The sequence below is a fragment of the Acidimicrobiales bacterium genome (assembly GCA_035533595.1).
Lineage (GTDB): Bacteria > Actinomycetota > Acidimicrobiia > Acidimicrobiales > Bog-793 > DATLTN01.
Map to the genome: position 1 here is coordinate 1 of DATLTN010000021.1, position 26,277 is coordinate 26,277.

Sequence of the window (26,277 nt, forward strand, 5' to 3'; positions counted from 1 at the left end):
AAACCCCCCGCCCCCGACGACCGAGTGGAGGTCCCACCATCCTGCGCGCGCTCGACCCGGAAGTATTTGATGCCGCCTGGGCTGCGGTTGAGCCCGTGGTTCCGACCCCTGAAGACCGACATCCGCTCGGCTGTCGTCGCCCGCGCGCGTCGGACCGCGAGTGCTTCCGGGTGATGGTTGTCCGACTGGTGACGGGACGGGCCTCTTCCTGGTCGTGGCGCTCGCGGCCCTCGCATCGCCTACCTGTGGACCCGCCGCCCCTCACCTGACGGCCAGGCCGCTGAGCTGAGGGGAATACCCTCGCCCAATGCCCGTCCTCCTCGACCTGCAGGCGGTGACCGTGCGCCGCTCGGACCGCATCCTGTTCGAGGCGCTATCGCTCACGGTGAGCGAGGGCGAGCGCGTCGGGGTGGTGGGGATCAACGGCACCGGCAAGTCGACGCTGCTGCGCGTCGCGGCGGGCGTCGAGACCCCCGACTCGGGCACGGTGCGGCGCGCCCGCAGCTCGCGGGTCGGCCACCTCGACCAGGACCCAAAGCTCGCCGCCGGCCTGGTGGGCGCGGCGGTCGGGGAGGGATGGGAGCCGAGGGCGGTGCTCGAGCGCCTCGGCATGGGCAGCCACGCGGCGACCGACGTGGGCGAGCTCTCCGGGGGCGAGAGCAAGCGGGTCGCGCTCGCCGCCGTGCTCTCACGCCCGGCCGAGCTGCTGATCCTGGACGAGCCGACCAACCACCTCGACCTCTCGGCGGTGGCCTGGCTGGAGCAGCACCTGCTCTCGCTGCGCGGCGGCCTCATCCTCGTCTCGCACGACCGACACCTCCTCGATCGGGTGACGACGCGCATGGTGGAGATCGACCGCGGCCAGCACTACGTCCACGAGGGCGGCTACGCCGGGTACCTCGAGGCGCGCGCCGAGCGCGAGGAGCGCGCCGCCGCCGCGGACGCCACCCGGCGCAACCTCGCGCGCCGCGAGCTGGCCTGGCTGCGCCGGGGAGCTCCGGCCCGCACCCGCAAGCCGCAGGCGCGCATCGACGCCGCGCTGAAGATCGTCGAGGGGCGCCCCGTCGCGCCGGCGCGCGCCAATGAGCTCGAGATGGCCTTCCACACGCCGCGCCTCGGCGAGAAGGTCATTGAGTGCGCCGCGCTCTCCTACCGCTACGCCCCCGACGCCCCCGAGGTGCTCGCCGGGGTCGACCTCGACCTCGCGCCCGGCGAGCGCCTCGGCGTCGTCGGGGCGAACGGCAGCGGCAAGTCGACGCTCCTCGACCTGCTCGCCGGACGGCGCACGCCGACCTCGGGCGAGGTCGTCGTCGGGCCCACCGTGGTGCGCGGCTACTACGACCAGCGAGGCGTCGAGCTCGACGCCTCGGCGCGGGTGCGCGACCTCGTCGCCGGCCCCGGGCGCCCCGCCGGCGCTCCCGAGGACGTGGCGCTCATGGAGCGGTTCTGGTTCACCGGTGAGCTCCCCTTCGCCCGCGTCGCGACGCTCTCAGGGGGCGAGCGCCGCCGCCTGCAGCTGCTGCTCGTGCTCGTCGAACGGCCGAACGTGCTCTTCCTCGACGAGCCGACCAACGACCTCGACCTCGACACGCTGCGCAGGATGGAGGACTTCTTCGAGGACTGGCCGGGCGCGCTCGTGACGGTGAGCCACGACCGGACCTTCCTCGAGCGGGTCACCGATCGCATCGTCGCCCTTCCCGGCGACGGCCGACTGGTCGGGGTGCCGGGCGGGGTGGCCGGCTGGGTGAGCGCGATCTCCCAGCCGGCGGCGCGTCCGACGAGCCCGCGCGTGGCTGTCGCGCGCCCCGCCGCCGGGAGAGGGACGCGCTCGGCGAGCACCATCGGCCGCCAGCTCCGCGAGGCCGACAAGGAGATGGCCCGCCTCCTGCGCCGCCGCGACGAGCTCGCCGCGGCGATGCACTCGAGCACCGACCACGTCGAGCTCGGTCGCATCGGCTCCGACCTCGCCGAGGTGCAGTCCGCCCTCACCGAGGTCGAGGCGCACTGGCTGTCGCTCGCCGAGGAGGCCGAAGCCTCCTCCTGAGCCCCGGCCGGCGTCGACGAGTGTTCACGCGCCGTCCGCCCCGCGTCACCCAGCGGTCTCACGACCTTCAACTCGCGGCCGTACAACCACGAGAGGCGCGAGGCCCGCGGCGCGCCCGACCACCGACGCGGGACAACAGGAGGCGACCAGTGAGGTTCACCCGAACTGTTCCGGCGATGGTCGCGGCCCTGTGGGGGCGCTCGTCCTCGGCGCGACGGCGATCGGCTCGGCAGCGCCGAAGGGCCACGACGGCGGAGGCGGGCAGGGCTCGCCTCGACCAAGACGCCGATCAAGCACCTCGTCGTGATCTTCGACGAGAACGTCTCGTTCGACCACTACTTCGCCACCTACCCGATCGCGAGCAACCCCTCCGGAGAGTCGACCTTCACCGCGGCGAAGGGCACCCCGTCGGTGAACGGCCTGATGTCCTCGGTCAGCAACGGCCAGCCGAGCGGCCCCCTGCTCGCGGCGAACGGCAACGAGTCGAACCCGGTGCGGCTCGACCCCTCCGACGCGATGGCCTGTGACCAGGACCACGCCTACACCGCCGAGCAGGCGGCGGAGGACCACGGCGCGGTCGACCAGGTCGCACAGCAGACGGGCAACAACGCCACGCTGCAGAGCTGCCTCACGAGTGAGAACGCGGGCCTCACCAACCCCTCACCGATCCCCGCCGGCGCCTCGAGCAACTACGCGGCGCTCGACTACTACGACGGGAACACGGTGACCGCGCTGTGGAACTACGCGCAGCACTTCTCGATGAGCGACAACGCGTACGCGACGACCTACGGCCCCTCGACGCCGGGCGCGCTCAACGTCGCCGCGGCCCAGACCTACGGCGCGATCTGCCGCCCGACGAGCGCCACGATCAACGACAGCCCGTGCCCCGCGCCGGCCGGCTATGACGCCGCGGCGCCCGCGTCTTCGGCGATCACGACCTCGGTGACCGGGCCGACGAGTTCGCCAACCAGCCGGCGGCCGGGCCGGGCACGACCTATTCCGACGCCGACCCCACCTACGACCTCTGCTCTTACGTCCAGGACGGCCGCGCTCCGGCTGCAACGGTCACGATGGGCGGGAACAACGTCGGCCAGGAGCTCTCGACGGCGGGCATCTCTTGGGGCTGGTTCCAGGGCGGCTTCGACAACGGCTACGTGCCCGGGGAGGGGACGACCCCGCCCGCGACCGCGCAAGTCTGCGCCGAGTCGCACAACAACGTCGGGGGCGCGACCGTCGCCGACTACAGCCCGCACCACGAGCCCTTCCAGTACTACGCCTCGACGGCCAACCCGATGCACCTTCCGCCCACCTCGGTGGCGGCGATCGGCCACGACGACCAGACGAACCACCAGTACGACCTCGCGGACTTCTGGGCGGCCGCCGACGCGGGCAACATGCCGCAGGTCTCGTACCTGAAGGCCGCCGAGTACCAGGACGGCCACGCCGGGTACTCGGACCCGCTCGACGAGCAGGCCTGGCTGGTGTCGACGATCAACCACCTCGAGTCCCTCCCGAGCTGGAGCTCGACGGCCGTCGTGATCACCTGGGACGACTCCGACGGCTGGTACGACCACGTGATGCCCCGGTCGTGAGCGGCTCGCAGACCCCGCTCGACGTGCTCACCAACCCCGGCAGCTGCGGCTCGTCGAGCATCGTCCCGCAGAGCTCGGCGAACACCCCCGAGCAGGGCAAGTGCGGGGTAGGGGTGCGCATCCCGTTCCTCGTCGTCTCCCCCTATTCGCGGCACAACGCCGTCTCGAACACCCTCGTCGACCAGAGCTCGGTGGTCCGCTTCATCGAGTACAACTGGTCCCTCGCAGCGATGGGCAACGGCGCCGCTGACCAGAGCGCCGGCTCGCTCGCCACGCTCTTCCGCTTCGGCGAGGACCGCAACCCGCCGCTCTTCCTCGACCCGACGACCGGGCAGGTCACCGGCGAGGGAGGTCACGGGCACTCCTAGGAGGTTCCCCCGGCTCCGGAGGGGCGCGGCGCGCCGTCGCTGCCCCTCCGGAGCTCCGCGCCTCCCGGCAGCTCCCCCGGAAGGCGCTGCTTCAGAGACCGAAGGCGCGGAGCATCGAGGTGGCCGTTCTCGCCGCACCGAGCAGCGGAAGGCCGAGCAGCTGCTCGGTCGTGCGCAGCAGCGAGTAGTGGGTGAAGGGGGTGGCAGCCCGGGTCCCGCGCGGGACCGACGGCGCGACGACGAAGGTCGCGACCTCGTTCGCCGGCCCGGTGTCGCTCTCGTCCCAGGTGATGAACAGCACCATCTCGCCCGACCGGTACTCGCTGCTCGCGAGGAGGCCGGGCACGAAGCGGGCGAGCCAGGCGTCACCGGTCGCGACCGGGCAGTCGTGCATGTCGTCGCAGATGTTCGGGGTGACGAAGGTGAACGCGGCCGAGAGCGGGGGTGGCGCTCGCAGCGGGAGGTCGTCGCGCGAGCAGGTCGACGCGAGATCGGTGTAGTAGGCCGCGGGGTCGTGGCGCGCCGCGTAGGAGCCGCTCGTCACCTTGTCGCAGGCGCCCGGCATCGACTCCTCGAGCGCGCGCCAGTCGCCCTTCAGCTGTGAGAAGAGGTTCGTCGTCGCCACGTGGTGGGCGCTCGGCTCTCCGTCGTCGACGATCCCGTCGGTCGTCCCCGAGGTGAGCGCGAGGTAGTTCGGCAGGCTCGGGTGCGCGACGGCGCGGTAGTACGTCGCGAGGCCGCACTCGCTCCCGAGGCTGGCGAGGTAGGGCGCGGCCGCCGATCCGACCACCGACGAGTAGCCGTGGTTCTCCATCACGATCCACACGACGTGGCGGTAGCGGGGCGCCGGCACGGGTCGGCCGCAGGGCGACGGGGTCGCCGTCGCGGCGCGCGCCGTCGCGGCCGTGACCGCGGCCGCGGCCGTGCCGAGGAGGACAAGGGCGAGCGCGAGGCCCGCTGCTCGGGCGGCCGACCGTCGGGGTGCGTGGCGGACGGTCACCGGCCCATTCTCCTCCCGCGCGGCCCCGCGGGCCCCGCGACACGGGGGCGCCACCGCGCTCCCGGCGCCCGCCGGCCGTTGCCGACAGAATCGCCGACATGAGCGAGCGACGACCGGCGACCGTCTTCATCACGAGCGAGTGGGACGAGGACGAGCCGGCGGTGCCGCGCGGCATCTACTCGACGCCGGACCGGGCGATGTCGGCGATCGACGAGGAGTTCAGCGCGCAGGACTGGGTCGAGCAGGCGGTCGGCCCGGACGGACTCCGCCACTGGCGTGGCGGTGCGTACCTCTGGGTCGATGAGGTGTTCTTGGACCGCCGCCTGTAGCCGCGGGCGGGCCGCGCCGAGCCACGAGCGGCGGCGGATCGGCCGGCGATGCCTATGCTGGTGGGGTTGGCTTAGCGCCGCCTCCCAGTTCTGGGGAACAGCTTCCGAAGCCGAGATCGGAAGCTTGGTGGCCGAGCCGGAAGAATCCGACGTAGTGCGCTCCCTTGCGACCGCAGCACCCGGCGAGGAGTCCTTCGACCTCACGCTGCAGCAGGTGGTCGATCTCGCCTGTGCCAGCGTCGCCGGCTGCTCGATGGCCGGGATCACCCTCCTCGAGCGGAGCGGGCCGACGACGACGGTCGCGACGAGCGCCGTCGCGGCGAGTGTCGACGCCTTCCAGTACCGGGTGAACGCCGGGCCGTGCCTCGACGCCTACCGTCGGCAGATCACCAACCGGATCGACTCCACCGACTCCGAGGAGCGCTGGCCGGAGTTCTGCCGTGAAGCGGCGGCGAACGGGGTGCACGCGGTGCTGTCCTATCCGCTCGTCGTCGGGGGCGACGGGATCGGCGCGTTGAACCTCTACTCGGCTACCGAGCACGGCTTCGACGACCGGGCCGCGCGCTCGGGCGCGGTGTTCGCGAGCCACGCCGCCGTGACGCTCGCGAATGCCCGCGCCTTCTGGCGCACCGACGAGCTCCGCCGCCACCTCGAGGACGCCCTCCAGTCGCGCGGCGTGATCGACCAGGCCAAAGGGATCCTCATCGCTCAGGAGGGCTACAGCCCCGAAAGGGCCTTCGAGGTCCTGAAGCGCGCCTCCCAGCGCTCGAACCGCAAGGTCCACGACCTGGCGCTGGAGATCGTCGAGTCAGCGCAGCATCTCGCCACCGAGCGGCCCGCGAGCGATCGTTAGCTCGCGAGCGCGGCGTGGACGACGCCGATGGGCCGACGCGTTCAGCGGCCGAGAGCGAACCACACGGTCTTGCCGAGGGCGGCGGGCTCGACGCCCCAGGTCTGCGCGAGCCGTTCCACCAACAGGAGCCCTCTTCCGCCCGGAGTCGGTCGGAACTGGCGACCGCTGGCAGGGGAACTCGCCTCCCTCGTCGCTGACGCGGACCCACAGCCCCGGTGGGCGCCGCACCCGCAGCACGATGCGCCCGGCGCCGTGCTGGATCGCGTTGTTGACGAGCTCGTCGACGAGCAGCAGGGCCGCGCCATCTCGACGATGCCGAGGTCGACGGCACATTGCTCGACGATTCACCCGCGGTCAGGCGACGCGGAAGCTCGTGTTCGATCATGTGAGCCCGCTTTTTGGGCCGCTGTTGCAGAGGACCCATACCCCGCCGCGAACGCTCGGAACCGGATGGGCGCGAACCCAGCCGCGGTCGCGCCGGGCGGCTGCCGCCGAACGGTGGCCGAGTAGGTTGCGAGCGACAATCTGCAACCTGGTCAAAGAGTGGCCGGTGCTGTACCTGGTCCCCGAGGTCGGGCTCGACCCCGAGACCCACTCTGCGATCGGGAGCCGACGTGGCCGATGCGGGCGCGCCTGAACCACTGGCGGAGCCGTTCCCCCTGCTCGGCGGGGTGCTGTTCGACGAGCACTCGCTCGAAGAGCTCCTCGCGCACGTCCTGCGGGTCCTCGCGCAGACGATGCCCTCGGTGAGCGCCGGGAGCATCTCGCTGGTCCGTGGTGGCGCGGTCTTCACCAGCAACTCGACGAGCGCCGACGCGAGGCAGGCAGACGACGCGCAGTACCGCTCGGGTCTCGGCCCCTGCCTCGCGGCGATCGTCACCGGCGAGCAGCTGCGGGTCGAGATCGACACCGCGCGGGAACGGTGGCCCGAGTACGCGTCGGCGGCGATCGAGGCGGGCTTCCACACGAGCCTGTCGACGCCCTTGCGTGTCCGCGACGAGACCCTCGGCGCGCTCAACCTCTACGGGCACGCCCCCGACGGTTTCCAAGGCGCCGAGCAGCGCCTCGCTGAGCTCTTCGCCGAGCAGGCCTCGATCGCGTTGCGCAACGCCCTCGCGTACATGAGCGTCAACGAGACTGCCGCGAACCTGAAGGAGGCGCTCGCCAGCCGGGAGGCCATCGGGATCGCCACCGGCCTTTTGATGGGCTAGCAGGCGCTCACCCGCGAGCAGGCCTTTGACGCACTGCGCCGGAGCTCACAGCGCGAGAATCGCAAGGTGCGAGAGATCGCCACCACGCTCATCGAGCGGGCCGAGGAACGGGTAACGAACGGGGAGTGACCAGACCGGGGCAGACGCTTCTCGACAAGGCGCGCCTGCAGGCCGGGCTCTCGGTCGCCGACCTCTGGTACGCCTACTTCGCGCTCGGCGGCATGGCGCGCCCCGAGGAGGTGGCGGAGTTCGTCGCCGGCGCACGTGAGCCCGCGCGGCTCGACTACGACCTCCTCGCGCAGGCGATCAACGAGCGCCTCAGCGAGCTCGGAGGGGAGAAGCCGACGCCGTACTCCGACGAACTCGGTCGCTGAGCGCGCCTCGGGCCTTCGGGCCTTCGGCGGGGCGATGGTCACGACCTTGCCGGATCGTCGAAGCTCTGGGCTGGCGACGCGGGAGCTCGCGTGCTGGCTGTTCGGATCGGCGGTGGGGTTCACCGAAGCGGAGCTCGGTTTCGGGAGCGAGCGAGCGCTTCCGGGCAGAGCGTGGAGATCGCCTACTCGGTGCGCGCCGCGCGCGACCCCCCCTCGTGCCGCCCCTCGAGCCAACGCCGAGGCGCGGGGGCCTCGTGGGCCGGCTGCGGTGCCGCCGCGACGAGCGCCTCGAGGCTGTTCGTGGCGTCGACGACCTCGTCGAACTGCAGTGCGAGTACATCAGACATCCCCTGGGCTCCGAGTTCGGTCCGTAGCCGTCCGTAACGGGCGCGGAGATCCCCGCCGGCGGGAGGCGGCGCGCGCTCCGCGAGGGCTTCGCCGCTCGACTCGAGCGAGCGGCCGACGGCCTCGGCGAAATCCGCGAGCTCGTGGCTCTGCTCGACGCGCAGCCCCTCCTGCGCTGCGATGCGCAGCGAGTGGGTGACCTCGATGAGACGGCGGGTGATGGCGAGCGTCCCGGCGCCCGTGCGGGCGTCGATGCGTTGCGGCCGCGGCTCGCTGAGCGATCGCCTGACCGCCGCCTCGGCACCGGAGAAGGCGAGGCGGGTCGCTCGCGCCGCGACGGCGAGCGACTTCCCGTTCACCTCCTCGAGCTCCAGCGCGCCGAGGACCGACCCCAGGTAGTGCGCCTCGGCGTCGATGAGGCTGGCGAGGGCCCGCTGCGCGTCGAGGCGGCTCCACGTCGGCCAGAGGAGGTAGACGCCGAGCGCGAGGGCCCCGCCGGTGAGGGTGTCGACCAGGCGGTCGAGTGCCGTCGCGAGCGTGTCGGCCTGGGTCGTCGAGAGGAGGATCAGCACGAGCGCCGTCATGAACGCCATCGCTGCGGCGAAGCTCGCGGACCACACGGAGTAGGCCGCCCAGCCGGTGAACGCGACGAGGGCCACGACGGCGGCGGCGCCGGGGCGGAGCCCGCCGACGATGAGCGCTGCTGCCGTCCCGCCGAGGACCGTGCCGAGCATGCGGCCGAGCCCACTCCGGAACAGGCTGCTGTAGTCCGGCTTCAGCACGACGGCGACGGCGAAGGCGACCCAGTAGCTGCGGGGGAAGCCGAGGGCCCTTCCGACGAGCTCACCGGTGGGGACCGCGACGGCGAGGCGGACCGCGTGTCGGAGCGCCGCCGGGCCGACGTGGAGCGCACGCCCGAGCAGCTCGCGGGGCTGCGGCCGGGCCGTGCTGGCGCCCCTTCGGTGCTGCGGCCAGTCGAGCTTCCGGCCCACCACCACCTGCCGATGGGCGTCGTCGGCGAGCTTGCGCGCCGCGCGCAGCTGCCCCCCGAGCGCCCCGAAGTGGGTGGACCACTGGCCGAAGAGGGGCTCGGGCGAGACCGGTGTGTGTGGGCCGAGGCGCCCACTGTCCGTGGCCGACGCCCCGGCCCCTGTTTGCAGACGCCGGTGAGCGAGCGCGTCCGCGATCTCCTCGAGCGCCGCGGAGGCGGCGCGCAGTGGGGCGTCGAGTGCCTCCTCCGGCCGGGTGCCTGCCAGCCGGCGGCGGAGGCCGCGCAGCGCTCCGAGCTCGACGCGCATCCTCCATCCTTCGGCGACGAGGGCGCGCAGCACCCGGAGGTCGGTCCGGCCGAACAGCCCCGCCACTGACAGGGCCGCCTCCGCCCCGTCGAGGGCGTTGCCGACCGGTGTCGGCGTGTCCGAGCCGAGGTCGAGGGCGAGGGCGGCGAGCGACCGGTAGGCGGCCGCCACCGCGCGCCGCTGCGCCCGCAGCGTCGGGGGGAGCCGGAGCACGACGAGCACGAGCGCCTCGACGCTCGCGCCGAGGGTGACGAGCCCTCCGAGCCCGAGTGCCGGCCCGGCCGAGTCCACGAACCGCCCGAACACGACGAAGGCGATCACGGACTGCACCCCGGCCGTCGAAGGGCCGAGCCCGCCGGCGACGAGCAGCCCTGCGAGGAAGGACCACAGGGCGAGGAGGAGGAGATGGAGGGTCTCCTTCGAGGCGCTCGCCGAGCCGACGAAGGTGGCGAGACCGAGGCCGAAGGCGTCGACGAACAGCAGGCCCGCCCGCACGCGGGTCGCGCCGACGAGGGAGGCGGTGGCGACGAAGTTCGCGCCGACCCCGAGCGTCAGCGCGAGCCGCGGTTGACCGAGCCCCATCCCGATCGCGACCATCACCACGACGGGGAGGGCACGGAGCAGTCCCGCCCACGGTGCGATCGCCGAGAGGTCGGGCCGCAGCGCGTCCCGCAGCGACGCTCCGGCGCCGGCCACTCGAGGCGGCGTCGCCGTCATCGGCCCCGGCGGGCTCGCGTCATCGGGGACGACGCTAACGCTGCCGCGCCACGCAGCGCCGGGCCCATGCGGACCGCGTCGGCTCCTCCTCCGCCGTCCGCGCGGTTGGCGCGGGCGCTTGGGGGTACAGCGAAGTCGGAGGAATCCCTCATGCTCTCTGCGCTGCTGCTCGGCGGACTCTTTTCCGCGCCGATCTCCACCCTCGCGCTCTTCCTCATCCGGGGGCAATCGAGCCGCGGCGACGGAGCGATGGTGCGGCTCGGCCGCTTCCTCACGACCACGCTCGCCACGTTGGTGCTCGCCGCTGTGACCGCGCTGATCCTCTTCGCGATCGGGGTGACCCGCACGAACCTCGAGGCGGCGGCGGTCGGGCTCGTCATCGTGAGCCTCGCGTGGATGCCGGTCACGAGGAACTGGAACGCCCTCGCGCATCTCTGCTGGGCCGCCACGACCTACCTCTTCCTCGCCTACCTCGTCTTCATGCTGTGGTGGACCTTCGTCAGCCATCTGGGTGCCGGCGGGACGATCGGCGGGATGATCCTCTTGCTCCTCGAGCTGTTCGCGGCGCTCCTCGGGTGTGCCTACCTCTGGGAGCTGTGCGACACCCTCGGCAGGGCGAGGTGGGTCCGTCGCATCGGGGAGCGGGAGCTTGACGAGGTCGACTCCGAGCGTCGCCCCTTCGTCTGCATGCAGGTCCCTTGCTACAACGAGCCGCCCGACATGGTCATCGCCACGCTCGTGTCGTTGCAGGCGATGGACTACCCGAACTTCGAGACGGTCGTCCTCGACGACAACACCGACGACGAGGCGCTGTGGCGCCCCGTCGAGGCCTGGTGCGACGAGCACGGGGTGAAATTCGCCCATCTCTCGGACTGGCCGGGGTACAAGTCGGGGGCGCTCAACTACGCACTGCGGGAGATGATCGACGAGCGCGCCGAGGTTATCGGCGTCGTCGACTCCGACTACCAGATCGACCCCTCCTTCCTCGCGCGTTGCGCGCCGCTGTTCGCCGACGACCATGTGGGCTTCATCCAGGCGCCGCAGGACTACCGGGACTGGGAGGGGGCCGCTTTCTACCGGCGCCTCTACTACTCCTACAAGTACTTCTTCGCCGTCTCCCAGCCCTCCCGCAACGAGCGCGACGCGGCGATTTTCGCGGGGACGATGGGACTCATCCGGCGGAGTGCCCTCGAGCAGGCGGGGGGCTGGGACGAGTGGTGCATCACCGAGGACGCGGAGCTCTCGCTGCGGTTGCTGCGCGACGGCTGGACCGGCCTGCACGTCGACCCCTCCTTCGGCAGGGGCATCATGCCGCTCACCTTCGAGGCGCTGAAGGGCCAGCGCTTCCGCTGGTGCTTCGGCGGTATCCAGATCCTGCGCCGCCACTGGCGGTGGATGCTTCCCGGCCGCCGTACTGAGGAGAACCGGCTGAACGCGGGCCAGCGGTGGGCCTACTTCTCCGGGGCCATCCAGTGGTACGGCGATCTGCTCGCCATCATCTTCTACGCCTTCCTACTCGTCGGGGCGGCGAACATCGCATTCAGCGGCGGCCTGCTGTTTCGTAAGCTCACCGGCTTTCTCCTCGCAGCGATCCCCGTCCTCGTCCTCCTCGGCCTCCTGCGGGCCGTCGCCCTGTTGCGGCGGGGGACGGGGGCGACCTGGCGGGACGCGATCGGTGCCTTCCTCATCTGGCAGTCGACGAGCCTCACCGTCGCCCGCGCCTCGGTGCAGGCGCTGTTCGCCAAGGAGGCCGCCTTCCTGCGCACCCCGAAGACGGCGGAGGAGGGTCACCTGCGCGACGCGATTCGCGGCAACTGGGTCGAGTGCCTCCTCGGGGTGCTCGGTGTGGCGGCGATCGCTGGCGCGCTGGCGCGGAGCTCGGGATACGGAGGCATGCTCATCGCCGCCCTCCTCCTGTGGCCCACACTGAGTTTCTTCGGCGCGCCGATCAATAGCCTCAGCGCGCAGCGTGCAGCCCTCCCGCCGGAGCTCGCAGAGCGCCGCCGCACCGAGCACCGCCGCGCCGGCGCCCGGCGGGTCACCTATGCGGTCGGCAGCCTCGGCCTCGCGGGGCTCGCCTCCGCCGCCGCCTTCGCAGTGCTCGCCCCCGGCCCCGCGAACATCGTTCCGCCACAGCTCGTCGGCCCGGCGAGCGGCCACCCCGCGCACTATGGCCCGGCGAGGGCGAGCGCCGCGAAGAGCCCGGCGACCCAGCACCACGGGGCGGTCACGACGACCCTCCCGAGCGGCGCATCCGGCAGGAGCACCACCACCACGCTCGCCGGCAACAGCGGGGCACTCGGCAACAGCGGCGCGACCGGGCTCTCGTCGACCACGACGACCGCGCCCACCTCGACGACGACCGCGCCGACGACGACTAGCGCGCTGGCTTCGACCACCACCACCACGAGGGCCACGACGACGACCATTGCGAGGGCGACGACGACCACGACCCCGACCACGACGACCACGACGACCACGACCACGACGATCCCGTGAGATGCGACGCGCCGCGGCCCTCGGCCTGCTCGCGATGAGCACCGTGCTCGCGGCGTGCGGTGCCGACGCCGCGCCTTCCTCGCCGACCACGAGCCGGCCACCCGCCGCGGTGGTGCCGGGGCGCAAGGGGCCGAGCGCGGCCACGCGCTTCCTCTCCCGCTACGTCACCGCCGACGGCCGCGTGCTGCGGCGCGACCAGGGCAGTGACATCGTGAGCGAGGGGCAGGCCTACGGGATGCTCATCGCCGAGGTGGCCGGCGCCCCAGCCGTCGCGCGCACAATCTGGACCTGGACCCGCCAGCACCTCGCCCGCGCCGACGGCCTCTTCGCCTGGCACGCGAGCGGCGACGGCCAGATCGAGGACAGCCAGTCAGCGACCGACGGCGACGTGCTCATCGCCTACGCGCTGCTCTCCTACCGCGGCGCTGGCGCGGGCGAGCTCCACGGGGCTGGGAGGCGCGTCGCCGCCGCGGTGCTCGCGCACGAGAGCGCGACGCTCGCCGGGGGCGCCCCCCTCCCCGTCGCCGGCCCGTGGGCACTCACCGCCCAGCCACTGGTGGTCGACCCTTCCTACCTCGCGCCCGGCGTCTTCTCCGCCCTCGCCACCGCGACGGGCGACGCCCGCTGGGGCGCGGCGGCGGGCGCCTCGATCTCCCTCGTCGGCGCCCTCACCCACGGCGGCCGGCGCCTCCCTCCGGACTGGGCCGCGCTCTCGGGCGGCGCGCTCACCGCGACCGCCGCCCCCGGCGGCGGCGCGGGCGTCCAGTACGGCCTCGACGCGCAGCGCATCCCGATCTGGTTCGCCGCCTCCTGCGACCCGACGGCCCGCGCCCTCGCCGCGGCGTGGTGGAAGCTTCTGCAGAAGGGGGACCGGGCCGGGGCGCTCGCGCTCTCGCTCACCGGGGCCACCCTGAACGGGGCCAGCAATCCACTCCCGCTCCTCGCCGCCGCCGCGGCTGCCTCGGCCGCCGGCGACAGCGCCGCGGCCGCCTCGGCCGCCGGCGACAGCGCCGCGGCCTCGGCGCTCTCGGCCCGCGCCCTCGCGCAGTCGCAGCGGACCCCCACCTACTACGGCGACGCCTGGGTCGTCCTCGCCGGGGCCCTCGCCTCGGGCGGGCTCGCCGCCTGCCGCTAGCCCTTCAACCGCCTTCCCTAGGAGCCCAGTCATGGATGAGGTCGAGATCAGCCCCCGCCCCCCCGAGATGTTCGAGCGTCTCCTCGGGGAGGAGCGCGCCGCGGAGTTCCTCGCCGCGCTCGCCGGTGCCCGCAGCCGTCTCGAGGGGCACACCGTCTGGCACGTGAACTCGACGGCCGCCGGGGGCGGCGTCGCGGAGATGCTGCAGTCGATCCTCAGCTACCCCCGCGGCGCCGACATCGACGTCCGTTGGCTCGTCGCCGAGGGCAACGAGGAGTTCTTCGAGGTCACCAAGCGCATCCACAACCTGCTGCACGGCAGCGGGGGCGATGGCGGGAGCCTCGGCGAGGAGGAGCGGCGGGTCTACGAGTCGGCGCTGCAGCCCGAGATCGAGTCACTGCTCGGGCGGGTACGGCCGGGCGACGTCGCGGTCCTCCACGACCCCCAGACCCTCGGCCTCGCGGGGGCGCTCGCCGAGGCGGGGGTACGGGTGATCTGGGCCTGCCACGTCGGCGCCGACGAGCCGAGCGAGGAGACACGCGCCGCCTGGAGCTTCCTCCGCCCCTACGTGGACCACACCGAGGCACAGGTCTTCTCGCGCGCCCAGTATCGCTGGGAGGGCCTCGACGAGCAGCGGGTCGCCGTCATCCCCCCCTGCATCGACGCCTTCGCGCCGAAGAACCAGGACCTCACCTCCGGGCAGGTGCGGGCGATCCTCGACGCCGCGGGGATCATCCCCACGACGGCGGAGGAGGACCCCGTCTTCTCCCGCCAGGACGGCACTGCCGAGCGCGTCACGCGCCGGGCGAAGATGTTCGAGGAGGCCCCCGTGCCCGAGGACGCCCCCGTCGTCTGCCAGGTCTCCCGCTGGGACCCGCTGAAGGACCACCAGGGGATCATGGTGGCCTTCGCCGCGCACGTCCCCTCCGACCTCGACGTGCACCTGATCCTCGCCGGCCCGGCGCCCGAGGCGGTCTCGGACGACCCCGAGGGCGAGCAGACGCTGCGCGAGCTGATCGCGGCCTGGGAGGGCCTCCCCGACGCGGCGCGGGCGAAGGTGCACCTGTGCTGTGTGCCGATGGCGGACCTCGAGGAGAACGCCGCGGTGATCAATGCGCTGCAGCGCCGCAGCGACGTCGTCGTGCAGAAGAGCCTTGCCGAGGGCTTCGGCCTCACGGTCGCCGAGGCGATGTGGAAGGGCCGCCCTACCCTCGGCAGCCGCATTGGCGGGATCCAGGACCAGATCGATGAGGAGCGGTCCGGGCTGCTCGTCGACCCGAACGACGGCGAGGAGTTCGCGGCGTCGGTGGCCGGGTTGCTCCGCGACCCGGCGCACGCCGCAGAGCTCGGAGGCGCCGCCCGCAAGCGGGTGCTCGAGGAGTACCTCCCCTCCACCTACCTCACTCGGCAGTTCGCGCTCATCGGGGAGGTGCTCGACCGCGATGCGGCCTGACCGCGGGTGCGGTCGGGAGGTTCGCCCCGCTGTCAGCCCTCGGTCGTCGGCAGGCCTCCGCCCGCCACCGGCTCCGCGGGCAGCTGGCTGAGCGGGACCAAGCCCTCGCGTGGCGCGGCCTCCCCCTGCACCTGTCGCAGGCCCCGGTGCGCGTGGCGCACCTCGCGGAAGCGCTTCAGGAACAGCGCGGCCCCGAGCACCACGACGAGGGCGGCGACGGCGTAGCCGACGGTGCTCACGCTGTGCAGCGAGTGGTTCCACTTCGCCCCGAGGCTGTCGCCGAGGAGGGCGAAGGCCGCGACCCACAGCGTCGCCGCGAGGCCGGTGAAGACCGCGAAGGGCAGCACCGCCATCTCGGCGATCCCCGCCGCGATCCCGACGAAGGAGCGGACGAGCGGGATGAAGCGGCCGAAGAAGACGACCGGCTGGCCGTGGCGCTGGAAGAGCCGCTCCGCGCGGTCGAGGTCGCGGGGGGTGATGAGCACGTACTTGCCGAGGTGCTCGACGAGCGGCCTCCCGCCGACGCGGCCGATGCCGTAGCCGAGGAAGGAGCCGGCGAGCTCCGCGATCGAGGCGACGACGATCACGACGACGATGTTGAGGTGGTGCTCGCTGCCGCTCACCTTGCCGCTCGCGAGTGCTCCGGCGAAGGCGATGACGAGCTCGGAGCCGGTCGGGATGCCCATCGCCGCGAGCAGCACGGCGATGAACAGCGCCAGGTAGCCCCAGGTGAGGAGGAGGTGCGTCATCGGCCGGGTACCCCGTCGGCGGCAACCCCGCCGAGTGGAGCCGCCCCCGGGCCGCGCCCGGCGACGCGTGTGCCGCCCGCCGGGGTGCGGGGGTCGTTGCGGGGCGGCGAGTGCCCCTCGGCCGCCCCCGCCGCGGCGAGGCTCGGGTGGGCTGGCACCGACAGCTTCATCGACGGGTTTCCTCTCGTGGGAAGGGGCACTGCGACAGGGTACGGAACCGGAGATGAGATGACCATGAACAGCAGATGAGGGTCTGCCGGCGGGCGCGGGTCAGTGGGCGAGGCGGACCGCCGTGACGGTGGCCACCGGGTCGACGGGGCCGCTCACCTCGCCGCCGAGGAGGTAGCCCACGCTGCCGATGACGACCGCTCCCGCGTCGCTCCTCGGGCTCGCCCAGCTGCCGACGTGGGCCGCGTGCCCGCTATGGGTGTCGATCCGCCAGATGTCCCCCGAGAGCTGCGTGCCGTCGCGCCCGCCGAGGACGTAGAGCTGGCCGCCGAGGACGAGCGCCATCGCGTGGCTGAGCACGTGGGGGAGGTGGCCGATGATCGTCGTCGAGCCCGTGGCCGGGTCGAAGCGCTGGATGTCGGCGGTCTGCGGGCCGCCGAGGGTCCCCTCGGTGGTGCTGAGCGCGCCGCCGACGACGTAGACCTCGCTCCCGAGGGCCGCGACCGCGGGGTAGCGCACCGGCTGCGCGAGGGCGCCGACGGTGCTGAAGCTGCTGCCGTCGCGGGTCGCGAGGATCGCCGGCACGAGCTCGCTCCCGTCGAAGCCGCCGAGGACGTAGGCGACGCCGTGCACCGTGACCGCTGCGAGGTCCGAGCGGCCGACCGGGAGCGAGCCGGCGACGACGGCGTGGACGCCCCGAAAGGCCTGCACCGCGGACTGGGTCGTCGCGGCACCGCCCGCGAAGACGAAGGCCGTCCCCCCGAGCGCGGCGCCGCCGGCGTCGTGGACGGCGACGGGGAGCGAGCCGACCATGGCCGCGCTCGCTTTCGCCGGGTCGACCCGCACGACGTCGGCGGTCGAGACGTCGCCGGCGTGCAGTCCGGCGAGGAGCAGCGCCTCGCCGCCGACGGCCACCGCGACCGGCCGCGAGAGGGCCGCGGGAAGGTGCCACCCGAGCGTCGCGACCGTGAGCAGCGCCGCCGACGGCGCCGCGCCACGGTGGTCGCGCGGGGCCGAGGTGAGGGTGGTGCGCGCCGCGCCGCTGCCGAGGTGGCCGGCGATGACGACGGCGGCCGAGGTGATCCCCGCCAGCAGGACGACGAGCACGCTCCAGCGGCGCACGAGGGTCGCCTTGGTGGGCCGGGAGTGGCGCGACGTGGTGCGGGCGCGGGGCCGCCCGCCCGCGCGGGGCGCGCTCAGCGCAGGATCCCGGTGTGGCCGAGTGAGTAGCGGCCGGGCTGTGGCCAGACCGAGAGGCCGTGCGGGGCGGTGCCGACGGGGATCTCGGCCAGCAGCTTCCCGTTCGATGTGTCGATCGCGTAGACGACCGAGTTGTAACGCCCCGAGAGCCACAGCACCTTGCCGTTCACCGAGACGTTGCCCATGTCCGGGCTCCCACCACCGGGGATCCGCCACTTGGTGATCACCTTGCGCGTCGCTAGGGAGATCACCGAGATCGAGCCCTCCATGCGGTTCGAGACGTAGAGCGCCTTGTCGTTGCGGCTCACGTAGAGGCCGTGCGCGCCGAGGCCGGTCGGGATGAAGCCGATGACCCGCATCGAGGCCCCGTCGACCTCGTAGACGCCGTTCGCGACCATGTCCGCGACGTAGAAGACCTTCCCGTCGGGGGAGAGCTTGACGTCCTGGGGCATGCCCGTCATGCCGCCGACGCTCGGGAGCTGCAGGGTGGCGACGACCCGCTCCGCCGCCGTCGCGACCTTCACGAGGGTCCCGGAGAACTCGCAGGTGGCGAGTAAGTAGCGGCCGTCGGCCGAGAAGTCGATGTGGTCCACCCCGCGGCAGGGGACCGAGAGCGCGTGCGTGAGGGCCATCGTGTGCGGGTCGCGGAAGTCGAGCTGCTGATGGGCCTCGGCGACGACGATCGCGTGCCTGCCGTCGGGGGTGAAGTACATGTTGTACGGGTCGGTCACCGGGGCGTTCGGCCCGGGCAGGCCCGTCTTCGGGTTGATCGGCGTGAGCGAGTTGCTGAGGTCGTTGGTCACCCACAGCGTCTTCAGGTCCCACGAGGGCACGACGTGCTGCGGGTTGCGGCCGCTCACGAAGGTGCGCACGACCTTGTAGGTCCTCGGGTCGATCTCGGTCACGGTATCCCCGCCGGAGTTCGGGACGTAGATGAGGGGACGGTCGCCACGCACTGCCGGGCTCAGGCCCGAGGGGTTGTCCGCGGCGTAGATGTCCTTCGCGTTCCCGACCGGGGGCATCCCGGGGAGGGCCGAGCTCTGGGCGGCGACCGTCGCGTGGCCCGACCGGCCGGCAGCTCCGGCCGAGGAGCCGCCGACCGACGAGGCGGTGGCGGGATGGTCGGGGTCAATCGCGCGCCCCGCCGTCGCGAGGAGGGCGGCGATCACCGCGATCGCGGCGACACCGGCCGGCCAGCCCCGGCGACGTCGCCTCGGTCGGCCGCCGTGCCGCCGGCGCGGGGGACGAACCGCCATGCTCAATCGACTCCGTTCCGTGCTCGGGGGCGCCCCGCTTCGGTCACCGTGACGTCCTGCCCCGCCGTCGGGGCGGGCAGTGCGCGCGGCGCCGTTCGCGGCTCGGTGGCGTCGGGGAAGCGCAGTCTCGCGGCTGCACCGTACGGTGCGCTGTTCGCGAGGGTGAGCTCGCCGCCGTGCGCCTCCACGAGCGCGGCCACGATTGCGAGGCCGAGCCCGGCACCGCCGTGCGCGCGGTCGCGGGCGCTGTCGGGGCGGCTGAAGGCCTCGGTCGCACCGGGGAGGAAGGCCGCGGGGAAGCCCGGCCCGTCGTCGAGGACCGCCACCTCACGGCGCGACCCCTGCGCGTCGCGGCGTGCCGTGACGCGCACCGTGGTCCCCGCGGGGGCGTAGCGCATCGCGTTGTCGACGAGGTTGGTGACGGCCCGTCGCAGCGCCACCTCGTCGAAAGCGAAGGTGAGGCCCTCGTCGGCGTCGAGGGTGAGAGAGGTGCCGCTCGACGGCCAGCCGCTGCATCGCCTCCACTGATGCCGAGAGTACCGGTGCGACGGGCTGACGCAGTGGACGCACGAGGTCGACCCCCGACTCGGACTGCGCGAGCAGGAGCAAATCCTCGCAGAGATGGCCGAGGCGGAGCGCCTCCTCGCGCGCCGCGACGACGGCGGCGCGCAGCTCGCCGGGCGAGCGGTCGGCGCGCGCCGCGAGGTCGAGCTCCATCGTGAGCGCGGTGAGCGGGGTGCGCAGCTCGTGGCTGGCCGAGGCGATGAAGCCGCGTTGCCGCCCGAGCGCGCCGTGCAGGCGGCGCAGCAGGTCGTTGAGGGTCTCCGCGAGCGCCGCGATCTCGTCGTCGGTGCGCGGCACGTCGAGGGCGAAGTCGTCGTCGTCGGCGGAGGCCTCCGAGGCCTGCCGGCGCATCCGCTCGACCGGCCGCAGGGCGGCACCGGCGATCACGTCCCCGGCGACGGCGGCGGCGAAGACCGCCAGCGGGCCGCCCACGAACAGCAGCGTCTGCACGCCGTCGATCGCCCGGTCGACGGTCGCGAGCGAGGCCCCGACGACGAGGAAGTTGGGCGTGCCGCGGATCGCCGCCACCGAGACGACGGGGTCGTCGTCCGAGGAGAGGCTGCGCTCGGTCGTGAGCGGATGGCTCGCCGCCGCGGCGAGGGTCGCCCGGCCGACGAGGTGCTGCTTGGAGAGCGGCCCGGTGGCCGAGACGATGCGCGCGAGGGGTCGACGATCTGCGCGAACTCGCCCGGCCCCGCCGGTGCCCCGTTCTGGGTCATCGCCGCGAGCAGCCCGCTGCCGCGGCGACCGGTCGCGAGCGCGTACGCCGAGCGCGACTGCACCGAGGCCGCGAGCGAGGAGTTCAGCCCCCCGCTCAGCTCGTTCACGAAGATCGCGCCGCCGACGGCGACGAGGGCGGCGACCCCGAGCGCAAAGAGCAGTGCGAGGCGCCAGCGGACCGGAAGGGTCACGGGGCTCCGGTGGCGCGCAGCCGAAACGACTGCTCAGGCGGTCGCCGAGGTGCGCGCGTGCAGCGTCCCCAAACGTTTGGCGCTTCCCGCCGCGGGTGCGCACGAGCGCACGGCGCGCCCCGCGATCGACGGCGTCGGTCGACCGCGAGCCTCAGTGCGCGCCCGAGAGAGCGAGCGCCCCGAGGGCGGTCGCGATCGCGACGGGGACCGTCGTGGCGCCGAGGCGGCAGGCCCGCGCCAGCGAGGGCCGGGCGCCCGCTCTCCGTGCGGCCCGCAGCCAGAGCAGCCACGCGAGCGAGCCGGTGAGGAAGAGGTTGGGGCCGAAGTCGAGGCCCACGAGGAGCGCGATCGGGTGGCTCGGGGTCCGGGCGGCGAGGAGCGAGGCCGCGGGAAGGTTGTTCACGAGCACCGCCGCGACCGCGGCGACAGCCGCGCAGCCAACCGAGTCCAGGTGCCCTACGAACGTCGCCGGGCCGTGCCACACGCGCCCGAGCGTCCCGAGGGCGACGGCGACGCCGAAGAGGCCGATCAGGGAGGGCACCCCCACGGCGGCCACGGCGCGCCGCCAGAGCGAGCGGTCGGTGACCGTCCGCACTGCGGCCGCTCCGACCGCGACCGCCGCGACCGGCAGGGCTGGCGCGCGGAGCGCGATGACCAGCGCCGCGGCGGCGGTCACCGAGGCGAGCCCGACGCCGAGGTGGGGTCGCCGCCCAGCGGTGGCGGCGCCCCCGCGGTGGCGAAGGGCGCGGCGCTCGAGCACCCCGAGGACCGCCGCGGTGGCGACGAAGCCTGCGAGCGCCGGGGCCCAGGTCTCGGCGAGGAAGTGGCGGCCGTCGAGGTGGAGATGGCCAAGGACGATGAGGTTCGTGAGGTTCGAGCCGGGGAGGAAGAGCGAAGCGGCGTTCGCGAGCAGCAGGCTCGCGTAGAGGTAGGCATCGCCCTGCTCGTCGCGGGCGCGGGCGGTGTAGATGAGGACCGGGGTGAGGAAGGCGACCGAGGTGTCGAGGTTGAGGAGCGCGGTGACCACGCCGACGACCGCGGCGGCACCGACGAACAGCGTCGCCGAGTGATGCGCGGCGCGGGCGAGGCGCTCGCCCACGGCCGCGAAGAGCCGGTCGTCGTCAGCGAGGACGCCGATCACGAGCAGCCCGGCGACGAGCACGAACGGCGCCCAGTCCTGCGCCACCGCCGCCGCGGCGGGGTGCGGGCGGAGGACCGCGGCCACCGCGCCGACGCCCGCCCCGACGAGGACGAGGAGGGGGGTGCTGAGGCCACGACGGGCCCGGCCGCCTTGCGACTCGCCCATCGATTCCCGCTTCCTCCAACCCCGCCGTCAGGGCAGCGGGATGCGTAATGGTACAGCTACTGCTGTATTGTCGGCTCCGTGACCGTGGAGCCCCGACTCGCCGCCCTCGCTCGGGTGGGCCGTGCGCTCGCCGACCCGACGCGCTGCCGGCTGCTCCTTGCCCTCCTCGACGGGCCCGCGCATCCGAGCGAGCTCGCCGCCCTCCTCGGCCTTACCCGAGCGAACACGAGCAATCACCTCACCCGCCTCCGCCACTCGGGACTCGTCCTCACCGAGGCGAGCGGGCGCAACGTCACCTACCGCCTCGCCGACGAGCACCTCGCGCACGCGCTCTCGGACCTCGCCGACGTCGTGCTCGCCGCCGGGCGCAGCGGGGAGATCCGAGCGGGCGCCCCCGCCCTCGTGCTGGTGCGGTCGTCGTGAGCCACGGCCACGGGGGGACCGCCGCCGTCGCCCATCGCGCGCGCCTCGTGCTCGTCCTCGGGATCACCCTCGGGATCCTCGCCGCCGAGGTCGTGGGTGGGCTGCTCGCCCACTCGCTCGTCCTTCTCGCCGACGCCGGCCACGTCGCGGCCGACGCGGCGGGGATCGGCCTGTCGCTGCTCGCCATCTGGTTCGCGGGGCGCAGTCCGAGCGACACCCGCACCTTCGGGCTGCAGCGCGCGGAGATCCTCGCGGCGCTGTGGAACGCGATCCTCCTCCTCGGCATCGGGGTCTTCATCCTCATCGAGGCCGTCCGCCGCCTCGACCACCCGCAGGTGGTGAGGCCGTCGCTGATGTTCGCCTTCGGCGGGGTGGCGCTCGCCGGCAACCTCACGAGCGCGGCGCTGTTGTCGCGCGGCCAGGGCGAGAGCCTCAACCTGCGGGGCGCCTTCCTCGAGGTCCTCTCCGACCTGCTCGGCGCCGCCGCGGTGCTCGTCGCCGCCGCTGTCGTCGCGACCACCGGCTACGAGCGGGCGGACGCGCTCGCGTCGATCGTCATCGGCGCGCTCGTCGTGCCGCGCACCCTGAAGCTGCTGCGCGACGCCGCCGACATCCTGCTCGAGGCGGCCCCGAAGGATGTCGATCTCGTCAGGGTGCGCGCCCACATCCTCGAGATGAGCGGCGTCATCGACGTCCACGACCTGCACGCATGGACCGTGACGAGCGGCGTCCCGGTCCTCTCTGCGCACGTCGTCGTCGCCGATTCGGTGCTCGCCGATGGAGGGGCGGGCCTCGTCCTCGACCGCCTCGCCGACTGCCTTGGCGCGCACTTCGACGTCGAGCACTGCACGTTCCAGCTGGAGCCCGCCTCGCACCTGGAGCACGAGCGCGCGGTGCACCGCTGAGGCCGGCTTGCAACCGGAGTTCTTGTTGAACATAATAATGTCCAACAAGAGTGCGGACCGGAGGATCCCTTGCCACGTCATGCCGATGACCCGAAGTGGAACGATCCGGGGCTGTTGGTGCTCGGAAGCCTCGCCGACGGCGCCAAGCACGGACTCGCGATCCTCGCCGACCTCGAGGGTCTGGCCGGGACCGCCTTCGGCCCGGGGACGCTCTACGGGGTGATCGCCAGGCTCGAGTCGCGCGGGCTCATCGAGCGGCTCGACGGTGGGGACGCCCGTCGCCACCCGTACCAGCTGACGGCGCGCGGGGCCGAGGTGCTGCGCGACCAGCTCGCCTCGATGGAGCGCTTCGCCGCCCGCAGCACCGCCCGCCTGCGGGCGTCCGCGCCGAACCGCGCCTGGGGGCTCGCATGAGCGCGACGCGCCTGCAACGGGCACTCCTCGCTGCCTACCCGGCGCGCTTTCGCGAGCGCTACGGGCCCGAGCTGCTGCATGCCGCCGAGGAGCGGGGGCACGGTGGCCGCGCCGCGCTCGACCTCGCCCGCGGCGCCCTCTCGGCCTGGTTGCGACCGAGCGTCGGCACGGCCGAGGAGCGCCGCCGCGACCTCCTGGTGACGAGCTTCGCGATCGCCTTCCTCTCCTGGTGCGCCTCGGTGGCCGCCGCCGCGGCGTTCTCCAAGGCGGTCGACGACGAGCGGGCGCCGGGCCTCGCCTCGTGGGGCTGGGGCGGCTACTCCTTCGCACGCAGCGTCTTCGAGGTGAGCGCCGGCGTCGTCCTCCTCGTCGGGTTCGGCTACTGGCTGGCCGTGGTGCTCCCGGCGCTGCGATCTCGTGACCGGCGGGTGCTCGTCCCCGCCTGCTTCCCCGCGCCGATCGTGGGCTGCTGGCTCGGGCTCACTGGCCTCGTCGCCTGGTACGCGCGCGCCGAGCTGCGCGGGCCGGTGCACCACCCGGGGGCGGTCGCGCTGGCGGTCCTCTGCGCCTACGCCCTCGCCACCGTGCTCGCCGTCGGTGGCTGCGGCGCGAGCGTCGTGCGCGCGCTCGACGCCGCCTCGCTCACCACGCGCCAGCTCCGTCCCGCCCTCGCGCTCGTCGTGCTCGGCGCCGGAGCCCTGCTCGCCGAGACGGTGGGCAGCGCGATCGCGCTCAGCCGCGTGCTCGCCGTCGGGGGGATCGGACTGCGTGGCGCGGTGCTCGCCCTCTCGCCGATCCTCGTGCTGCTCGGGGCGGCCGGGATGGCGGTCGTCTCCTCGACGATGGGCGCCCGCCTCTGGCGTCCGACTGCGGGCGACTGAGGAAGCGCCGCTCGGAGCTGCGGCGGCCGGGCCACCGACGACGAGGGCGACCGAGGCGCGACGATGGCCGTAATCCACAAGGCGGGCCGCGGAGCCGAGGCGAAGAGCACGAGATGAGCACGACCAGCGCGAGGAAGCCTCCGTCGGGCGGGCGCCGCGGGGCGAGCGCCCAGGAGCGGCGTGGCTGAGCGCCGCGCAGCGCGCCAGGGAGGCGAGCCGCTGCCCACCTCGATCCAACCGATGCTCGCCGAGGCGGGTGCCTTGCCGGGAGCGGGCGAGGGGTGGGCCTACGAGTTCAAGTGGGACGGGGTGCGGGCGATCGTCTACCTCGCCGACGGCCGGGTGCGCGCCGAGAGTCGCAACGCGAAGGACCTCACCGGCTCGTTTCCCGAGCTCGGCGAGCTGCCCGACCTCCTCGGCGGGCGACGGGCGGTACTCGACGGCGAGCTCGTCTCGCTCGACGAGGAGGGGAGGCCGAGCTTCGGCCGCCTGCAGCAGCGGCTGCACCTCGGTGGCCGCCAACTGGTCGAGCGCCGTGCCGGCGAGTACCCCACCAGCCTGCTCGTCTTCGACCTCCTCTACCTCGATGGCGAGCTCCTCCTCGACGCCCCCTATGAGGAGCGGCGGGCGCGTCTCGAGGGTCTCGGGCTGAGCGCCCCGCACCTAGCCACGCCCCCCTCGGTCGCCGGCGGCGACGGCGGGGCGCTCCTCGAGGTGGCGCGTGAACGCGGCCTCGAAGGGCTCGTCGTGAAGCGACTCGGCTCGCGCTACGCGCCGGGCCGGCGGAACGGTGCGTGGCGGAAGGTGAAGATCTTCCGCACCCAGGAGGTGGTCATCGGGGGCTGGACCGAGGGGCGCGGCGAGCGAAAGGGGAGCCTCGGCGCGCTCCTCCTCGGCCTCCCCGGGCCAGAGGGGCTTGTGTACGTCGGGAAGGTGGGGACCGGATTCTCCGAGGGGGCGCGCCGGTCCCTGCTCGAGCTGCTCGCCCCGCTCGCGCGCGAGGACAGCCCGTTCACGGTGCCGTTCAGCCCCGCCGAGACGCGCCTCGCCCGCTTCGTCCGCCCGGAGCTCGTCGGCGAGGTGCAGTACGGCGAGTGGACGGGGGACGGGCACTTGCGCCACCCCTCCTGGCGCGGGCTGCGCCCCGACAAGGGGCCCGGCGAGGTCGTGCTCGAGCCCTGAGGATGCCCCGGGCGCCCCCCCGCCCGGTCGCGCTCAGCTCCCGGTGAGGCGGTTGCGGTCGGCGGCTTCCCCGGGCGGTGCGCTCCGTGTGCAGCGGGAGGGCGGTGGCGCGCGTTGCGCCGGTCAGGGGGGCTCCCCAGCGCTTCTCCAGGGCGTCAAGCTTGCGCAGGGACTCGAAGATCGGCGCGGCGTCGCTCATCTGCTCACTGCCGTAGGCCGACCGGGCGGCGCACCCGGGCTACGAGTAGGCCTACCGGTCGATCGCGCCGGCCAATCGCCCCCACCCAGCGTGTGGCGAGCGCGCCCCTCGGGTACGGAGGGGTCGTGCACACCTGCTCCGGAACCGCCCCGCCTGTCGTGCCTGCGTGAACGCGCACGGGCTGACCGTCGCGCGGCGCGGGAGCCCGAGCGACGCGCCAGCGGGGCGGCGGGTCCTCACCTCGGCGGCCCTCGGCCTCGCCGCGGGCATCGCCTGCGCGGCGCTCGCGCCCTGGCAGGTGGCGGACCTCTGCGGCTGGGACGTCGCGTCGCTCCTCTTCCTCACCCGGATCTGGTGGATCATCCGCCCGCTCGACGCCAAGGCGACCGAGAAGTGGGCCGATCGCGAGGATGCGAGCACCGCCGTCGCGGACCTCGTGGTCGTCTCGGCGGCGACCGCCTGCATCGCCGGGGCGGGCCTGACGCTGCTGCACGCCGGCAAGAGCGCGGGGGGGACCAAGGCGGCGATGATCGCCCTCGCCGCGCTGAGCGTCGTGCTCGCGTGGGCCGCGGTGCACACCGTCTTCACGCTCCGCTACGCCCGCCTCTACTACTCCGGTGAGGACGGGGGCATCGACTTCAACGCCCGCCACGACGAAGCGCCGTGCTACCTCGACTTCGCCTACGTCGCCTTCACCGTGGGGATGACCTTCCAGGTCTCCGACACCGACATCACCGACCTCGCGGTGCGCCGCACGATCCTGCGCCACGCCCTGCTCTCGTTCGTCTTCGGGGCGATGATCCTCGGGATGACGATCAACATCGTCGCCGGCCTGCTCGCCTGAGCGCCGACTCGCCCGGAGCACTGGCTCGCGCGGAGCACTGACTCGCCGGATCCACTG

25 protein-coding genes are annotated in these 26,277 nt (G+C 73.6%); 16 read left to right on the forward strand and 9 right to left on the reverse strand.

Translation table 11 applies throughout. The annotated features are described in order from the left end of the window. Positions 1-307: 307 nt before the first annotated feature. The 3 genes from VNF07_03350 (at position 308) to VNF07_03360 (ending at position 4,004) form a co-directional block, all read left to right on the forward strand. A complete protein-coding gene (locus VNF07_03350) occupies positions 308-2,044 on the forward strand; it encodes an ABC-F family ATP-binding cassette domain-containing protein (protein ID HVB05269.1) in 1,737 nt (578 codons plus the stop codon). Positions 2,045-3,114: 1,070 nt separating this feature from the next. Further along, positions 3,115-3,636, forward strand: a complete 522-nt coding sequence (locus tag VNF07_03355) for an alkaline phosphatase family protein (GenBank protein HVB05270.1) — start codon at positions 3,115-3,117, stop codon at positions 3,634-3,636. Next, the gene (locus VNF07_03360) at positions 3,633-4,004 is read left to right on the forward strand and encodes an alkaline phosphatase family protein (GenBank protein ID HVB05271.1); all 372 of its coding nucleotides are present in this window, start codon (positions 3,633-3,635) and stop codon (positions 4,002-4,004) included. The genes VNF07_03355 and VNF07_03360 overlap by 4 nt, the downstream gene beginning before the upstream one ends. Before the next feature lie 91 nt (positions 4,005-4,095). On the opposite strand, the gene VNF07_03365 is transcribed toward VNF07_03360, so the two are convergent. Continuing rightward, on the reverse strand, positions 4,096-5,004 hold the full coding sequence (locus tag VNF07_03365) for an alkaline phosphatase family protein (protein HVB05272.1): 909 nt from the start codon (positions 5,002-5,004) through the stop codon (positions 4,096-4,098). A 98-nt stretch (positions 5,005-5,102) separates the two neighbouring features. On the opposite strand from VNF07_03365, the gene VNF07_03370 reads away from it, so the two are divergent. The 4 genes from VNF07_03370 (at position 5,103) to VNF07_03385 (ending at position 7,771) form a co-directional block, all read left to right on the forward strand. Continuing rightward, positions 5,103-5,333 carry a hypothetical protein gene (locus VNF07_03370; protein HVB05273.1) on the forward strand — a complete coding sequence of 77 codons (231 nt, stop codon included), beginning with the start codon at positions 5,103-5,105 and terminating at the stop codon, positions 5,331-5,333. A gap of 127 nt (positions 5,334-5,460) precedes the next feature. Beyond that, entirely contained in the window at positions 5,461-6,186 is a 726-nt protein-coding gene (locus VNF07_03375) for a GAF and ANTAR domain-containing protein (protein ID HVB05274.1), read from the forward strand. 614 nt (positions 6,187-6,800) lie between these two features. After that, the gene (locus VNF07_03380; GenBank protein ID HVB05275.1) at positions 6,801-7,397 is read left to right on the forward strand and encodes a GAF domain-containing protein; all 597 of its coding nucleotides are present in this window, start codon (positions 6,801-6,803) and stop codon (positions 7,395-7,397) included. 125 nt (positions 7,398-7,522) lie between these two features. After that, positions 7,523-7,771: a hypothetical protein gene (locus VNF07_03385; protein HVB05276.1), complete on the forward strand. Its 249-nt coding sequence runs from the start codon at positions 7,523-7,525 to the stop codon at positions 7,769-7,771. 182 nt (positions 7,772-7,953) lie between these two features. On the opposite strand, the gene VNF07_03390 is transcribed toward VNF07_03385, so the two are convergent. After that, positions 7,954-10,110 (reverse strand): FUSC family protein, encoded by a 2,157-nt coding sequence (locus VNF07_03390; protein HVB05277.1) that lies wholly within the window; start codon positions 10,108-10,110, stop codon positions 7,954-7,956. A gap of 171 nt (positions 10,111-10,281) precedes the next feature. Between VNF07_03390 and VNF07_03395 the strand changes: the two genes are divergently transcribed. The 3 genes from VNF07_03395 to VNF07_03405 are packed head-to-tail and all read left to right on the forward strand — an operon-like array spanning position 10,282 to position 15,218. After that, entirely contained in the window at positions 10,282-12,630 is a 2,349-nt protein-coding gene (locus VNF07_03395) for a glycosyltransferase (GenBank protein HVB05278.1), read from the forward strand. Between the two features lies 1 nt (position 12,631). After that, on the forward strand, positions 12,632-13,765 hold the full coding sequence (locus tag VNF07_03400; GenBank protein HVB05279.1) for a glycosyl hydrolase family 8: 1,134 nt from the start codon (positions 12,632-12,634) through the stop codon (positions 13,763-13,765). Between the two features lie 31 nt (positions 13,766-13,796). Beyond that, positions 13,797-15,218: a glycosyltransferase gene (locus tag VNF07_03405; GenBank protein ID HVB05280.1), complete on the forward strand. Its 1,422-nt coding sequence runs from the start codon at positions 13,797-13,799 to the stop codon at positions 15,216-15,218. A 32-nt stretch (positions 15,219-15,250) separates the two neighbouring features. Here the strand turns inward: VNF07_03405 and VNF07_03410 are convergent, their stop codons facing one another. From VNF07_03410 to VNF07_03440, 7 genes are all read right to left on the reverse strand, one after another. Next, positions 15,251-15,967, reverse strand: coding sequence for a DedA family protein (locus VNF07_03410; protein ID HVB05281.1), 717 nt, complete (start codon positions 15,965-15,967; stop codon positions 15,251-15,253). Further along, positions 15,964-16,137: a hypothetical protein gene (locus VNF07_03415; GenBank protein HVB05282.1), complete on the reverse strand. Its 174-nt coding sequence runs from the start codon at positions 16,135-16,137 to the stop codon at positions 15,964-15,966. Before VNF07_03415 ends, VNF07_03410 begins: the two co-directional genes overlap by 4 nt. Positions 16,138-16,237: 100 nt before the next feature. After that, positions 16,238-17,257: a hypothetical protein gene (locus VNF07_03420; GenBank protein ID HVB05283.1), complete on the reverse strand. Its 1,020-nt coding sequence runs from the start codon at positions 17,255-17,257 to the stop codon at positions 16,238-16,240. Positions 17,258-17,331: 74 nt separating this feature from the next. Then, a complete protein-coding gene (locus tag VNF07_03425; GenBank protein HVB05284.1) occupies positions 17,332-18,591 on the reverse strand; it encodes a YncE family protein in 1,260 nt (419 codons plus the stop codon). A gap of 2 nt (positions 18,592-18,593) precedes the next feature. Continuing rightward, on the reverse strand, positions 18,594-18,989 hold the full coding sequence (locus VNF07_03430; protein HVB05285.1) for an ATP-binding protein: 396 nt from the start codon (positions 18,987-18,989) through the stop codon (positions 18,594-18,596). Further along, complete coding sequence (locus VNF07_03435) at positions 18,919-19,683, reverse strand: histidine kinase dimerization/phospho-acceptor domain-containing protein (GenBank protein HVB05286.1); 765 nt, start codon at positions 19,681-19,683, stop codon at positions 18,919-18,921. Before VNF07_03435 ends, VNF07_03430 begins: the two co-directional genes overlap by 71 nt. Positions 19,684-20,217: 534 nt before the next feature. After that, entirely contained in the window at positions 20,218-21,372 is a 1,155-nt protein-coding gene (locus VNF07_03440) for an SLC13 family permease (GenBank protein ID HVB05287.1), read from the reverse strand. 78 nt (positions 21,373-21,450) lie between these two features. Here VNF07_03440 and VNF07_03445 point away from each other — a divergent pair, with 78 nt between their 5' ends. The 6 genes from VNF07_03445 to VNF07_03470 all read left to right on the forward strand — a co-directional run bounded on the left by VNF07_03445 (position 21,451) and on the right by VNF07_03470 (position 26,220). Continuing rightward, a complete protein-coding gene (locus VNF07_03445) occupies positions 21,451-21,795 on the forward strand; it encodes a metalloregulator ArsR/SmtB family transcription factor (protein ID HVB05288.1) in 345 nt (114 codons plus the stop codon). After that, positions 21,792-22,700, forward strand: a complete 909-nt coding sequence (locus tag VNF07_03450; protein HVB05289.1) for a cation diffusion facilitator family transporter — start codon at positions 21,792-21,794, stop codon at positions 22,698-22,700. Before VNF07_03445 ends, VNF07_03450 begins: the two co-directional genes overlap by 4 nt. Before the next feature lie 117 nt (positions 22,701-22,817). Beyond that, positions 22,818-23,114 carry a PadR family transcriptional regulator gene (locus VNF07_03455; GenBank protein ID HVB05290.1) on the forward strand — a complete coding sequence of 99 codons (297 nt, stop codon included), beginning with the start codon at positions 22,818-22,820 and terminating at the stop codon, positions 23,112-23,114. Then, on the forward strand, positions 23,111-23,995 hold the full coding sequence (locus VNF07_03460) for a hypothetical protein (GenBank protein HVB05291.1): 885 nt from the start codon (positions 23,111-23,113) through the stop codon (positions 23,993-23,995). Before VNF07_03455 ends, VNF07_03460 begins: the two co-directional genes overlap by 4 nt. A gap of 180 nt (positions 23,996-24,175) precedes the next feature. Continuing rightward, entirely contained in the window at positions 24,176-25,177 is a 1,002-nt protein-coding gene (gene ligD, locus VNF07_03465) for a non-homologous end-joining DNA ligase (GenBank protein HVB05292.1), read from the forward strand. Between the two features lie 365 nt (positions 25,178-25,542). Beyond that, entirely contained in the window at positions 25,543-26,220 is a 678-nt protein-coding gene (locus tag VNF07_03470) for a DUF1345 domain-containing protein (protein HVB05293.1), read from the forward strand. The last annotated feature ends 57 nt before the right edge of the window (positions 26,221-26,277 follow it).

Coding starts and splice junctions, on each gene's coding strand:
- VNF07_03350 (HVB05269.1), top strand. CDS start 308: ATGCCCGTCCTCCTCGACCTGCAGGCGGTGACCGTGCGCCGCTCGGAC.
- VNF07_03355 (HVB05270.1), top strand. CDS start 3,115: ATGGGCGGGAACAACGTCGGCCAGGAGCTCTCGACGGCGGGCATCTCT.
- VNF07_03370 (HVB05273.1), top strand. CDS start 5,103: ATGAGCGAGCGACGACCGGCGACCGTCTTCATCACGAGCGAGTGGGAC.
- VNF07_03395 (HVB05278.1), top strand. CDS start 10,282: ATGCTCTCTGCGCTGCTGCTCGGCGGACTCTTTTCCGCGCCGATCTCC.
- VNF07_03400 (HVB05279.1), top strand. CDS start 12,632: ATGCGACGCGCCGCGGCCCTCGGCCTGCTCGCGATGAGCACCGTGCTC.
- VNF07_03405 (HVB05280.1), top strand. CDS start 13,797: ATGGATGAGGTCGAGATCAGCCCCCGCCCCCCCGAGATGTTCGAGCGT.
- VNF07_03410 (HVB05281.1), bottom strand. CDS start 15,967: ATGACGCACCTCCTCCTCACCTGGGGCTACCTGGCGCTGTTCATCGCC.
- VNF07_03415 (HVB05282.1), bottom strand. CDS start 16,137: ATGAAGCTGTCGGTGCCAGCCCACCCGAGCCTCGCCGCGGCGGGGGCG.
- VNF07_03425 (HVB05284.1), bottom strand. CDS start 18,591: ATGGCGGTTCGTCCCCCGCGCCGGCGGCACGGCGGCCGACCGAGGCGA.
- VNF07_03430 (HVB05285.1), bottom strand. CDS start 18,989: ATGCGCTACGCCCCCGCGGGGACCACGGTGCGCGTCACGGCACGCCGC.
- VNF07_03440 (HVB05287.1), bottom strand. CDS start 21,372: ATGGGCGAGTCGCAAGGCGGCCGGGCCCGTCGTGGCCTCAGCACCCCC.
- VNF07_03460 (HVB05291.1), top strand. CDS start 23,111: ATGAGCGCGACGCGCCTGCAACGGGCACTCCTCGCTGCCTACCCGGCG.